This is a genomic window from Flavobacterium sp. TN-1 (assembly GCF_052828645.1).
In genome coordinates, this window is record NZ_CM128253.1 from 2,684,039 (window position 1) to 2,697,873 (window position 13,835).

At 26.8% G+C, this 13,835-nt stretch carries 11 protein-coding genes; 3 read left to right on the plus strand and 8 right to left on the minus strand.

Annotation, left to right across the window (positions count from 1 at the left end; genetic code table 11):
* Nucleotides 1-8: 8 nt before the first annotated feature.
* The 3 genes from ACUXZJ_RS12140 to ACUXZJ_RS12150 all read right to left on the minus strand — a co-directional run bounded on the left by ACUXZJ_RS12140 (nucleotide 9) and on the right by ACUXZJ_RS12150 (nucleotide 3,457).
* Nucleotides 9-872, minus strand: a complete 864-nt coding sequence (locus ACUXZJ_RS12140; protein WP_060382214.1) for a bestrophin family protein — start codon at nucleotides 870-872, stop codon at nucleotides 9-11.
* A 2-nt stretch (nucleotides 873-874) separates the two neighbouring features.
* Nucleotides 875-2,851, minus strand: a complete 1,977-nt coding sequence (locus ACUXZJ_RS12145; RefSeq protein WP_060382215.1) for a KUP/HAK/KT family potassium transporter — start codon at nucleotides 2,849-2,851, stop codon at nucleotides 875-877.
* Nucleotides 2,852-3,148: 297 nt separating this feature from the next.
* Complete coding sequence (locus ACUXZJ_RS12150) at nucleotides 3,149-3,457, minus strand: DUF6787 family protein (RefSeq protein ID WP_060382216.1); 309 nt, start codon at nucleotides 3,455-3,457, stop codon at nucleotides 3,149-3,151.
* 727 nt (nucleotides 3,458-4,184) lie between these two features.
* Here ACUXZJ_RS12150 and ACUXZJ_RS12155 point away from each other — a divergent pair.
* Both ACUXZJ_RS12155 and ACUXZJ_RS12160 read left to right on the plus strand, forming a co-directional pair.
* Nucleotides 4,185-6,095, plus strand: coding sequence for a DUF294 nucleotidyltransferase-like domain-containing protein (locus tag ACUXZJ_RS12155; protein ID WP_063743902.1), 1,911 nt, complete (start codon nucleotides 4,185-4,187; stop codon nucleotides 6,093-6,095).
* A gap of 1 nt (nucleotide 6,096) precedes the next feature.
* The gene (locus ACUXZJ_RS12160; RefSeq protein WP_063743901.1) at nucleotides 6,097-6,660 is read left to right on the plus strand and encodes an exonuclease domain-containing protein; all 564 of its coding nucleotides are present in this window, start codon (nucleotides 6,097-6,099) and stop codon (nucleotides 6,658-6,660) included.
* Here the strand turns inward: ACUXZJ_RS12160 and ACUXZJ_RS12165 are convergent.
* From ACUXZJ_RS12165 to ACUXZJ_RS12175, 3 genes are all read right to left on the minus strand, one after another.
* Nucleotides 6,657-7,436: a patatin-like phospholipase family protein gene (locus ACUXZJ_RS12165; protein ID WP_060382219.1), complete on the minus strand. Its 780-nt coding sequence runs from the start codon at nucleotides 7,434-7,436 to the stop codon at nucleotides 6,657-6,659. The genes ACUXZJ_RS12160 and ACUXZJ_RS12165 overlap by 4 nt on opposite strands.
* Nucleotides 7,437-7,520: 84 nt before the next feature.
* On the minus strand, nucleotides 7,521-8,219 hold the full coding sequence (locus ACUXZJ_RS12170; RefSeq protein WP_060382220.1) for an SIMPL domain-containing protein: 699 nt from the start codon (nucleotides 8,217-8,219) through the stop codon (nucleotides 7,521-7,523).
* Nucleotides 8,220-8,275: 56 nt separating this feature from the next.
* Nucleotides 8,276-8,917, minus strand: a complete 642-nt coding sequence (locus ACUXZJ_RS12175) for a rhomboid family intramembrane serine protease (RefSeq protein WP_060382221.1) — start codon at nucleotides 8,915-8,917, stop codon at nucleotides 8,276-8,278.
* A gap of 107 nt (nucleotides 8,918-9,024) precedes the next feature.
* On the opposite strand from ACUXZJ_RS12175, the gene ACUXZJ_RS12180 reads away from it, so the two are divergent.
* On the plus strand, nucleotides 9,025-9,894 hold the full coding sequence (locus ACUXZJ_RS12180) for a lysophospholipid acyltransferase family protein (protein ID WP_060382222.1): 870 nt from the start codon (nucleotides 9,025-9,027) through the stop codon (nucleotides 9,892-9,894).
* Nucleotides 9,895-10,086: 192 nt separating this feature from the next.
* Here the strand turns inward: ACUXZJ_RS12180 and ACUXZJ_RS12185 are convergent, their stop codons facing one another.
* Nucleotides 10,087-11,547 (minus strand): aminoacyl-histidine dipeptidase, encoded by a 1,461-nt coding sequence (locus tag ACUXZJ_RS12185; RefSeq protein WP_446195127.1) that lies wholly within the window; start codon nucleotides 11,545-11,547, stop codon nucleotides 10,087-10,089.
* 159 nt (nucleotides 11,548-11,706) lie between these two features.
* Complete coding sequence (locus ACUXZJ_RS12190) at nucleotides 11,707-13,683, minus strand: alpha-ketoacid dehydrogenase subunit alpha/beta (protein WP_063743900.1); 1,977 nt, start codon at nucleotides 13,681-13,683, stop codon at nucleotides 11,707-11,709.
* Nucleotides 13,684-13,835 lie beyond the last annotated feature (152 nt).

Below are 13,835 nucleotides of genomic sequence, written 5' to 3' on the forward strand. Positions count from 1 at the left end.
AGGAGATTTTATAAAATCTCCTCCATATTTTTTTTGATATTTTCAGCTATTTTATTAGTGGGTAAGTCATTTTCATCATTACCAAAAGGATCTTCAATTTCTTCTGCAATAAGTTCTAAACTGGCTAATACATAAAAAATGAATATGACTACAGGAATTGTTAAATAACCTAAACTAAAAACATATCCAAAAGGCAACGTCATAACATAAAAAAAGATAAATTTTTTTAGAAAAACGCTATAAGAAAAGGGTATAGGAGTATTTTTAATACGTTCACAAGCACCACAAATATCCAAAAAAGATATTAGTTCATTATTTATAAATAATAAATTTTCATCTGAAAGCTTATTTTGATTTTTAAGCTCAATGATTTTTTTAGTCATTAGTTTTACAATTTGATTAGGCTTATGTTTTTTATGACAAACATCTACATTTAGTTCCTCAAATAATTCTTGACTAACTTCTTCATTTTTTAGATGTAAATTAAGTACTTCTGCAAAATAAGGAATTAATTTTTTAAATAAAATTTGATCTTCTTTATCTATCAGAATAGCAGATAATTTTATGGCTAAGTTTCTACTGTTATTAACTAAAGCTCCCCATTGTTTTCTTCCTTCCCACCATCTATCATAAGCAGTATTTGTTCTAAAAACTAAAAGTAATGATATAACAAAACCCAACATGCTGTGCATGATGGGTATGTTCTTTAGATTATGATTTTCTGATAGTTTAAAATATTCTAGTTCTAAATAAGCAATGATGCCTGCATATATTCCAATACTTATTATTAATGGAAGTAATTGTCTAAAGGTATCTGCTTTATGAAATCTAAAAATAAAGGTAAACCAATCTTTTGTATTATAAGAAATCATTATTACTCTTTGTCTTTATGAATTCTTTCTAATTTAATTTTTTCTGGAGCATGAAGAACCATTGGGAATTTTTCAATTTTAACAGAACTTATATCTAATCCAAAAGCGCTTTCTTCTGATAAAGAGAATTTTTTTAGAAAGAAATAAGTATTCATAATTATTTTTTCAGTAAAATTCAAGAAACTATCATTAGAAAGATATTTTTCAGAAAGTACAAATTTAAAGTCTCCTATAATCTTATTTTTGTTTAAAGATTCATAACGACTTGTAATATCTACTTCTCCTTTTTCTACCATATCTTTAATTACCTCTTTAAACATTAAATTAATTTTAGTTGGTTCTCTAAATCCTAAATTAAAATCAATGCGGTATAAATCATCTTTGATAATTTCAGTTACACGATATTCTTTTTTATAAGGTTCGTTTGTAACATTAACGTGTATAAACCAGTAAATATCAGCTCTTTTTGGTCGTTTTTGTAAAATAGAATACATTACTTTTTCTTCAATTTCATCTACACGACCTGCATTAGTCATATATACTAAGTGAGTTGCATATTTAGGAATTGACAAATCAAGACTCAATTCAGCTAAAACTTTTTTATAATGATCAACTTTTACAAATTTTGTATAATTTTTACCAATTTGTTTTGCTCTATACCAAACTCCCATAATAAATATTAATAATGAGGCAATGATAAGAGTTACATATCCTCCGTGTGCAAATTTATCTAGACATGCAATTAAAAAACTAAATTCTATAGCTAAATAAAATAAAATTATAGGGATTATGATATAAATGGCTATACGTTTCATAATCATATAGTACATTAATAAAATTGTAGTCATAATCATACATAATACAATGGCAAGACCATAAGCGGCTTCCATTTTTCCTGACTCTTTAAAATATAGTACAATCCCAATACAACCTGCTAATAATAACCAATTGATTGAAGGAATATACAATTGTCCTTTTAATACAGTTGGATATTTAATTTTAACTTTTGGCCAAAAATTTAATCGCACTGCTTCATTAATAAGTGTAAAAGAACCTGATATTAAAGCTTGTGAAGCAATAACAGCAGCCAAAGTAGCTATTAAAATTCCAAAAGGTTGAAACCAATCTGGCATTACTAAATAAAATGGATTTATATTATTAGGATTTATACTTTTTAAAGTTTCACCTTGGTGTTTAATTAAATATGCTCCCTGGCCAAAATAATTTAATAAAAGTGCAATTTTTACAAAAATCCAGCTAATTCTTATATTTTGTCTTCCACAATGTCCCATATCTGAGTACAAAGCTTCAGCACCTGTAGTACATAAAAAAACAAAACCTAAAACATAAAATCCTTCTGGATGAATTTGTAATAAATGAATTGCATAATATGGATTAATAGCTCTTAATACATCAAAATTTTGTGAAATTTGAATGATTCCTAAGATTGCTAACATTCCAAACCAAATAGTCATCATAGGAGCAAAAAATTTACCTACTAAACTTGTTCCAAATTGTTGAATTAAAAATAATAATACTAAAATTGCTATTACTATCGGAACTGTATTAATTTCAGGAAAATATAGTTTTAAACCTTCTACAGCAGAGGAAACAGATATAGGAGGTGTAATAATTCCATCAGCTAATAATGCAGATCCTCCTACAATAGCAGGTATGATTAACCATCTAACTTTCGTTCGTTTTACTAATGCGTACAATGCAAAAATTCCACCTTCGCCATTATTATCAGCAGATAGTGTCATAATTACATATTTTAAAGTCGTCTGGAGGGTAAGAGTCCATAAAATGGCCGAAATTCCTCCTAAAATTACATCGGGGCTAATAGCATGATTGCCAATAATAGCTTTCATTACATACAAAGGAGATGTACCGATGTCACCATAAATAATTCCTAAAGTAACAAGAATTCCACCTAAAGTAAATTTATTATGGAGATCTTGATGATGCGTTGCGCTCATATTTGAAGTTAATAAAATAAACGACAAAATTAAATATTTAGAATTAAATGTTTGTGCTTTTAAGCTTTTTTTTTAGAAATTAAGAAATAAAAGTTTTAATAAATAAAAAGAAGTCTTTAATCTATTGTGTTTTTTTAAATTGCATCTACTTATTAAGAATAAATAAAAATAACCTTTTGAATTTTATAATAGCTCTTAGAATACACTTTATGAATTACCTTAAAGCAGTAAAATTTGATAATTACTATAGAAAAAGAAATTTTGATATACAATCAAAGTTTTTAAGCTAGAATAAAATTAGTTTTCTTTAAAAATAAATCCGAGTCCAATAGATTTTAACATTTTTTTACTAAATGGAAAAAAGAATATAGATTGACCAAAAAGCCAACCAAAAAACATTAGCATAAAAGGGTAGAGGGGCAATACCAAAATAAATAATAAAAAATAATAAATACTCCAATGTAAATTTTCTTTGGTTAATCCTAAAAATTGCATGAAATAAGCAGAAATTTTGGCTGATAAGGAACCATTTATAGCAAATACAATAAAAATAATTACTAATTGATAATTAGATTTAATTCCCCAACGTTCTTTAAGTTTGTTCATCTATTTTTATTTTCACAAATATAATTAACGTATAGCAACTCTACCAAATAATTGTTGATTATTACTGTTTTGAAAATAAACAAGATAATTAATTAAATAATTTATTTCATAAGCATACGAATATTAGAATCATAATTTAACTGGATTAAATTTAAAAGGCACTAGAATTTGATGATTGCATGCTTTAAGTCTATAAACTATTTTTATTGTAAAGAAATGTTAAACCATAATATTATCAGAAATGTCATTAATCAATTATTAAAACCAAAATTCATAATTTGATTAATTACTCTTGAGCTATTTTAAAAATTTCTTATAAATCATTTTTATTAAATCCAGAAAATATTTAAATCAAAGAATAAAATTAACCCAGATTACGCATTAGAAAAAATAATTTTTATAACTCATTGAAATAAAATGTTTTAATTTTTATCAATTTTAGTTTTTAAAAAATTAAAGGATTAGGGAATCAATAAAGTTATTTTAAAAATTCTCTAATGCGTAATTTGGGTTTAATTATGAATATTTTTTAAACACCTAATATTTTGAACTATAATTTATATTATGTAAAATAGAAAAATTAAACATTTCCTTTTGCTTCTATAAAAAATATTCTATTTTTACTCTTGATAATACTATTAAAATATATTTGATTTTTGGCAAAGTCTTTGATGTTCTAATAGTGTGTTTTTATGATTAATAAAGTTTTAAAAATTAGATAAATTAAATGAAAAATTCTATAGCTACTAATATTGCTAATTTTTTAAAAGATTTTAAACCATTTAATTTTTTATCTTTTGAAGATTTAGAACAAATTGCATACTACGTAAAAGTTATTCATTTAGAGAAAAAACAAAAACTTTTTCAAATAAATGATCCTTTGCATGATTCTTTTTATGTTATAAATTCAGGTGTTATTCATTTGACTGTAGTATCAGATGCTGAAGAAACATTATTAAATAAATGTTATGCTGGAGATATTTTTGGATTAAGACCTTTTTTTGCTAAAAATAATTATCAAATGACAGCAAAATCAAATGAAGAAGCCATTTTATTTGCAATACCTATTGATCGAATTAGACCATTCGTTATACAAAACTCACAAGTTTTAAATTTTTTATTAGAAAGTTTTGCTCTAAACTCAAATAATCCAACTGATCAAGACAAAAAAAAATTAATAGCTGATAATGTACAACTTTCAGAATTTCAAAATGATTTTTCCTTTATACAAACATTAGCATACAACCATTCCCCTTTATTAGTTAAAAGAGATCAAACTATTAGAGAAGTAGCCTTATTAATGACTAATGAAATGTTAGATAATGCCTTCATAATAGAAGATGATAAACTTATAGGAATTGTTACAGACTCTGATTTTAAATATAAAGTAGCTACAGGTAAAAATGCTATTCAATCACATATTGATAAAATTATGACTTATCCTGTAATAACAGTTACTGAAAATGTTTCATTATCAGAAGCCCAATTAGTAATGTTATCACACAAAGTACATCATTTATGTGTAACTGTAGACGGAACCCCACATACTCAGGTAAAAGGAGTCATAACTCAACAAGATTTAGTACAAGCACAAGCTAATTCACCTGGTGTATTAATAAAAGAAGCTAAAAGAGCCAATTCTTCATCTGAATTAAGAGCAGTTTATAAATCTATGGCATCTATGATGCAACAAGCTCTTACTAAAAATATTCCTTTACAACACCTTTATAACGTTGCAGGAGAAATTGTACTAGCTATCATTAATAGATCTATACAATTAGCTATTTTAGATTTAGGCTCCCCTCCTGTTCCTTTTGCTTTTTTAAGTATAGGAAGTCAAGGAAGAAAAGAACAATTATTATTAACAGATCATGATAATATGCTAATCTATGCCAATGTAGATATTCAGCAAGCTAGAAATGTTCGATTTTATTTTAGTCAATTAGCTAAAAAAGTAGCCGAAACACTTGAAAAATTAGGCTATAAACATTGTGAATTTGGTAATTCTGTAACAAATGAAAAGTGGTGTAAGCCATTAAATGAATGGATTATTCAATATGAAAACTGGATTAAATCACCAGGCGAATTTACAAATGAACATTGTGCTATTTTCTTTGATTATGAATTTGTATATGGAGATCAAAGTTTTGAAACATTAATAACTGATACTATTTCAAAAATAAAAAATAAAACTTTATTTCTAGATTATTTAGGAAATGATGCACTTAAAAAACCAGCTCCATTAAATTTCTTTAAAAAATTTAATGAAGAAGATTCAGGACCCTATCATGGTAAATTTAATGTAAAAGAAAAAAGCCTTAATCAAATAATAGATATTGCGCGTTTATTATCTATACAGTTTGAATTAAAAGGAATTAATAACACATATTCTAGATACAAAGAACTAGTAATAAGAGATATTGACAATGCAGAAGTTTATCGTCAAGCATCAGAAACCTTTTTATTATTATCTAAATATAGAATTTTAGAAGGTTATAAAAACGATAATACAGGAGAATATATAGATATAGAACATTTACCTAAAATAGAAAAAGAACGTTTAAAAGAATCTCTTTTTGTATTAAAAGATTTAGAAGAAATAGTAAAAGACACCTTTCAATTAACACAATTTTCATAATATGCTCGATTGGTTAAAACATTTAGGAAAAGAATATCCAGATTTTTGGAAAAATTATTTACTTCAATTAGAAAGCCCTTCTATAAAAAAAGTAGCTTTATATATTGAAACAACGGGATTAAATCCTTCAAAAGATAAAATTATTTCAATAGGAGCTGTTGTTATTGAAAATAATCAAATTATAGTTGAGCAAAGTTTAGAAATTCAATTAGAAAAAGATAAAATTCTAAACTCTAAAGAATTAACTTATGAAGAAGCACAAGCTATTGAAGCTTTTATACATTTTATAGGTAATGCTACACTTGTTGGACACCGTATACATTATGATGTAGAAATTTTGAATGAATATTTATCAAAATTACATAGCGGTCGTATAAAAAATAATTTATTAGATGTAGAGGTTATGGAAACAAGAATTTTAGATTTAAATTCTAAAATATTTTCTCTTGAAGAATTGTTTTCTACTTATAAAATAAAAAATCCTGAAATATTAACTTCAGGAAATTTAGCTTTCAATATAGCTTTATTATTTTTAAAAATGAGAGGAAAACTAAAAATTAATTAAAAGTCAAATTCATTTTTTAAAAATGTTTTTTGAGCTTCTTTATATCCTATAGAAAAAATTTCTTTCATTTTTGATTTATTTGTTTCAAAAGTACCAAATTTAGATAATTCTTCTGGCTGAATAAGCCAATTACAATTAGCAAATTTGTGAGTGCTAGAATTACCAAAAAGCAAATCAAAAGCACGAGCTGTCACAGATCTAATAGAAGTAAGATCTTTAGATTCAATTTTTTGTATAGGACTTACATAAACTCCTATACAATAATCACATTTTCCTTTTAATAAATCTGTTGGGAAATGATTTAAAATCCCTCCATCACTGTATAAATTCCCTTCAAATTCATAAGGTGAAAAAACACCAGGAAATGAGGATGATGCTAAAATAGCATCTACGACACGAGTTTTTTCATTAAAAACTTTTAATTCTCCTTTTATTAAATCTGTTGCAGTTATCTGTATTTCAATAGGTAAATCTCCTATTTTTAAATCTTTAAAAATTTTATAAAAATAAGATTCAAAAGCATTTCCATCTATTAAACCTGCTTTAGAAAATGTAAAATGTTTCCAATGAAAGAAATAAATTGATCTAAAAAACTCTAAAATTTCAAGAGGTGATTTTCCTATAGCATATAGAGCTGCAATTATGGCTCCTACACTAGTTCCTGAAATACTATTAGGTTTTATTTTATTTTCTTCTAAAAAATGTAAGACTCCTGCATGAGCCAAACCTTTACTCCCACCTCCAGAAAGTACTATACCTATATTTTCTAACTTCATTTTTATAAAAAAAACTGTCGGAAAAGATATTTACAAAAATTTATTTTTTTATATTACTTTTCAGACAGCTTATTTATTTTTAATTTATTCTATAACAAATCCAACTTGTACGTTTACAATTACAGTCATTTCTCCTACTGCCAAAATTTCTTTATTAGGAGTATCTTTTAAAGTTTCTAACATGCCTGCTGATTTATACATCATAGGTTCTTGTTGGTAATAATTTGATGTATTATCTGTTACTAAAAGAAGTTTTCCTACTTTTTGTCCTAAAGCAGATACAAAATCTTCTGCTTTTTGCTTTGCATTAAACATTGCTTTTTTACGAGCTTGTTTCTCTAATTCTTCTAATTTAGAAGTTTTAAACTCAACACCTCTTATATTCGTGATTCCTGTATCAGTAATTCCTAACATGAAATCATTATATTTTTTTATGTCTTTTAACAAAATAGTTATCGTTTGACTAGCATGAAAATTATATTTCTTTTTTTCGTAGTCATAATTTTTATTAAGACTTACTTCCGCTGTTTGATAATCAGAAGAAAGAATATTATATCCTTTTATATATTGAATGAGTTTATCTATTATGTCATCATTCGTTTTTTTTGCAGTTGCTGCGTCTTTAGCTGTATTTTCAACTCCTAAAGTAATTAAACATTGATCTGGGACTACTTTTATTTTACCTTCTCCAGAAACATTTATTTGTGGAGTTTGTTGTTTAAATTCTTGTGCTTGTATCATAAAAGTTATTAAAAATAATAAAGAAGTGATTAATTTTTTCATTTGTATATGATTTTAATTAGATAATTATTTTTTTAAAGATTACAAAATCTATGCCATTATATTTTTTTCATTTTTGTTAGGAAAAAAAGTATAATTATAGGAATAATTAATATAAAAATCATTTTAAAACTTGTAATTAAAATAGTAGGTTCTATTAATATTGTAGTTATTAACCCTCCTAATGCGCCTCCAAAATGTGCTTCATGTCCTATATTGTCATTTTGAACTTTCATACCATAAATGGAATATAATAAATAACCAATACCAAAAATATAAGCTGAAATTGGGAATGGAATAAAAAAAAGATATAAATTCATTTCAGGGTTTAATAAAATAGCAGCATATACTATACCTACTACGGCTCCAGAAGCTCCTCTAGCCCTATAATTAAAATTATTCTTATGATAAACGATAGATAACAAACTACCTGACAATAAACTAATAAAATAAATTATTAAAAATATATAAGAACCTAGATAATTAATTACAATATTTCCAAACATATAAAGTGTAAACATATTAAAAAATAAATGTCCCCAATCACCATGTAAAAAACCAGATGTAAACATTCTTATTTGTTCTCCTGAACGAATTTTCCCAATATTAAATTCGTATTGACTAGAAAAATAATAATCTGTAAAGCCTTTATAGCTTATGAAAACGGTAATACCTATTAGAGATAATAATATAAAATTCATAGAACTCCTTTTTATGAGCAATATACTACATTTTATAAATAATAGTTAAAGAATGAAATACTTTATTAAATAAATTTAATAAGTTATATTTGCCTTAAAATATTCAAATGCAATTAGTCGTTTATTTACTTTTATATCCTATAATTTGGTTTATATCTATACTCCCTTTTAAGTTGTTATATCTATTGTCTGATGGTATTTATTTTATTATTTATTATCTCATAGGCTATAGAAAAAAAACGGTACGTCGTAATTTAACAATTGCTTTTCCTAATTTATCTTTTAAAGAACGATTATCTATAGAAAAAAAATCATATAGACATTTGTGTGATATGTTTTTAGAAATGATAAAAACACTAAGTATTTCAGAAGAAGAAATGGATAAAAGGTATCAGTTTACCAATTTAGAGATTTATAATAAATTGGAAATACAACAAAAAAGTGTAATTATTATGTTAGCTCATTATGCAAGTTATGAATGGATAATAGCCATGAATAAATATATTAAGTTTGAAGGTTTTGGTGTATATAAAAAAATTAAAAATCCTTATTTTGACAAGTTAGTAAAAAAAATTCGTTCTAAATTTAATGCAACATTAATTAGTACTAAAGAAACTTCAAAAGTTATAGAAAATAATAACAAAAAAAATATACTATCCGCTTATGCTTTTATAAGTGATCAGACTCCTAAAGCATCCAGTAATATGCACTGGTACAAATTTATGGGTAAAGAAGCTCCTATACATATTGGAGCAGAAATGTTAGCTAAACGATTTGATATGAATATTATCTTTTTAAGGGTAAAAAAAATAAAAAGAGGTTTTTATCAAGCGACTTTTGAAATTTTAACAGAACAGGTCAATTCTGTCCCAAATTTTCAAATTTCTGAAAATTTTATTAAGAGAGTAGAAGAGCAAATTTATGAAGCTCCTGAATATTATATGTGGACTCATAAAAGGTGGAAACATAGTAGATAAACAAAAAATTATAACCAACTTTAGAAAATTTTCTAAAAAGACATGTATAAAAAGAACTAGATTTAGTTGGTCAGTTCGATGACAGGAGAAGTCACATTAAGTACTATGTAATTTGTGCTTCGCCTGTTTGTTTCATTCGAACTTTCTTGAGTTTAAATGACAAATTGCCATTTAAAAAACTTTCTTTATTTTTTACTTTTGAGGAATATTTTGTAAAATTTCTAAAACAAATTTCCAATATTTTTGAGCAGAAGAAATACTAGCTCTTTCATCAGGACTATGAGCTCCTTTGATCGTAGGACCAAAAGAAATCATATCCATTTCTGGATAATTAGTTCCTAAGATACCACATTCTAATCCTGCATGGCAAGCCACTACGTTAGGTTTTGAACCGTTTTGTTTTTCATATATAGAAGTCAATACATCCAATATTTCAGAATTGATATTAGGTGTCCAACCTGGATATGAACCTGAAAAAGTAACTTCACAACCAAATAATTCAAATGCTGAACGTAAAGAGTTAGCTAAATCAAATTTAGAACTTTCTACAGAGGAACGTGTTAAATTTTGAATTGATATTTGTCCTTCTTTTACAACTACTCTTGCGATATTATTTGACGTTTCTACTAAATCAACCATATCAGGACTCATACGATATACTCCGTTGTGAGCTGTGTAGATGGCGCGTAATAAACCTTCTTGAACCCCTAAATCCATTACATTTGCTGGTAAATCTGATTTTTCAATCAAGATTTGAAGATGGGGTTCCATCGTCTTATATTCAGATTTTATATCATTAATTATTTCTTGCATATCAAAAACAAAAGCTTCATCATACATTCCTGCAATAATTACTTTTGCTACGCTTTCACGCGGAATTGCATTTCGTAAACTTCCACCATTGATTTCAGAAATTTGGAGACCAAAATTTTCAAAGCCATCAAATAATAAACGATTCATAATTTTGTTAGCATTTCCTAATCCTCTATGAATATCCATCCCTGAGTGCCCCCCCTGTAATCCTTTTACAGTAATTGTGTAACCTACAGAACCTTCGGGAGTTTCTTCTTCATTATACTCACGTTCAGCCGTTACATCTACTCCACCAGCACATCCAATATCAATTTCGTCATCTTCTTCTGTATCTAAATTCAAAAGAATTTCACCTGATAACAAACCTCCCTTTAAACCTAAAGCACCTGTCATACCTGTTTCTTCATCAATAGTAAATAAGGCTTCTATAGCTGGATGTGTTATATCAGTGCTTTCTAATATTGCCATGATGGTAGCTACACCTAGACCATTATCTGCTCCGAGCGTGGTTCCTTTAGCTCTTACCCAATCACCATCAACATACATTTCAATTCCTTGTGTATCGAAATCAAAAATAGTATCATTATTTTTTTGACAAACCATATCTAAATGCGATTGCATTACTATGGTTTTTTTGTTTTCCATTCCTACTGTCGCAGGCTTTTTAATAATTACATTACCTACTTCATCTTTTATAGTTTCTAGACCTAATTTTTGTCCAAAATCCATCATAAAAGCAATCACTCTTTCTTCTTTTTTAGAAGGACGAGGTACCGAATTCAGATCGGCAAATTTGTTCCAAAGAGCTTTTGGTTCAAGGTTTCTTATTTCTTTGCTCATTTTATTATTATAAATTTATAAAAGTGTCAAATTTACGAAGAATGATTTTTTATTATATAATAAAAATACAATTTATGATATAAAATAATATTATACATAGGTCTAGGTTTTATATTTTTTATTTAATGTTTCTATCTATATTAATGATTTAGAAAAAGGTTAATAATTTAAAAGTTTTTTTAATTCTTTTTCAAAACGTATTTGGGGTAAATATTGATCTTCTAATGATTTCATAAAAGGAATTGGGGTTTCTAAACTCCCTACTCTATAAACTGGAGCATCTAAATATTTAAAGCAATTTTCCATAATTAATGCCGAAATATCACTTGCTATACCACCAAAAAGAGTGTCTTCTTGTAATATAATAGCTCTATTTGTTTTCTTTACTGATTTGTAAATCGTTTCTAAATCTAGAGGCTGAAGTGTTTTTAAATCAATTAAATCAGCTGATATATCTGGATTGTTATTTAATGTATCTAAGGCCCAGTGTACACCTGCACCAAAACTAATAATAGTTACATTATTGCCCTCTTTTATAAGTGAAGCTTTACCAAATGGTAATGTATAATAATCATTTGGCACATCTTGATAAATAGAACGATAAAGCATTTTATGTTCAAAAAAAAGGACAGGATTTGGATCATTAATAGCCGTATTTAATAATCCTTTAGCATCATAGGGAAATGCAGGATAAACAACTTTTAAACCTGGTGTTTTTGTAAACCATGCTTCATTTGTTTGTGAATGAAAAGGACCTGCTTGTGTACCACCTCCACAAGGCATACGAACTACCACATCTGCTTTTTCCCCCCAACGATAATGTTGTTTTGCAAACAAATTAACGATCGGATTAAAGCCTGTTGAAACAAAATCTGCAAATTGCATCTCTACAACTGCTTTATATCCGTTAATAGATAATCCGTTTGCAGTAGAAAGAATAATACTTTCACAAATAGGCGTATTTCGTACCCTATCTTTTCCAAATTGACTAACAAATCCTTCTGTAATCTTAAAGGCACCTCCATATTCAGCTATATCTTGACCCATAAGAATTAAATTAGAATGTTTTTTCATGGATTCTTTTAAAGCTTGCGAAATAGCATCTATCATACGAATATTTTCTATTTCTACATTAGAATCTATTTTTTCAAAATGATAAGGAGCATAAACATCATTTAGTTCATTTTCTAAACTAGCAATAAGAGCTGGTTCTTCTTGTACTTTAGACCATTCTAAATCAATTTCTTCTTTTATTTCTTTATGAATTATATCATCTTCTTCATCTGAAAGAACCATTGTTATTTTTAAATACCTTCTATACTTTTCAATTGGATCTTTTTCTGCCCAATGTTGTATTAATTCTTCTGGTACATATTTAACACCACTAGCTTCCTCATGTCCACGCATTCTAAAAGTTTTACACTCTATTAAAACAGGTCTAGGATTTTCAATCATTGATTTTTTTAGTTCAGATATTAGATTGTATACTTCTAGAACATTATTACCGTCTATTATATAACTTTCCATTCCATAAGCTATTCCTCTGTCTGCTAAATTTTTACATTTATATTGTTCATTTGTAGGAGTAGAAAGACCATAGCCATTATTTTCTATGATAAAAAGAATAGGTAACTCCCAAACAGATGCTACATTTAATGCTTCATGAAAATCACCTTCTGAAGTAGCACCTTCTCCAGTAAAAACAACTGTAACTTTATTATTATTAGCTAATTTATTAGCTAATGCAATGCCATCGGCCACTCCCATTTGTGGTCCTAAATGAGAAATCATGCCTATTATTTTAAATTCTTGGGTTCCAAAATGAAAAGAGCGATCTCTTCCTTTTGTAAAACCATTTAATTTGCCTTGCCATTGAGAAAATAATCTTTTTAAAGGAATCTTTCTAGTTGTAAAAACGCCCAAATTACGGTGCATAGGCAGTATATATTCATCTTGATCAAGAGCTGCTGTAACCCCTACCGCTATTGCCTCTTGTCCTATACCTGAAAACCACTTTGAGACCTTTCCTTGACGAATTAAAATCAACATTTTTTCTTCAATCAATCGAGGTTTTAGTAATTGTTTATAAAGGTTTAATAAAACTTCATTTGTTAAATCTTTTCTTTCAAAATTCATAATTAATTTAGTTAGCTATCTCAAAAATAAAGATTAAAATTTCAGTAAAACTGACAAAAGTTAGTTTTTTTATAATTGTTAATAACTTTTATTTAAAAATCAAACATTTTATATTTACTTTTGTTCTATCAAGGTATTATACCAATTGAAGT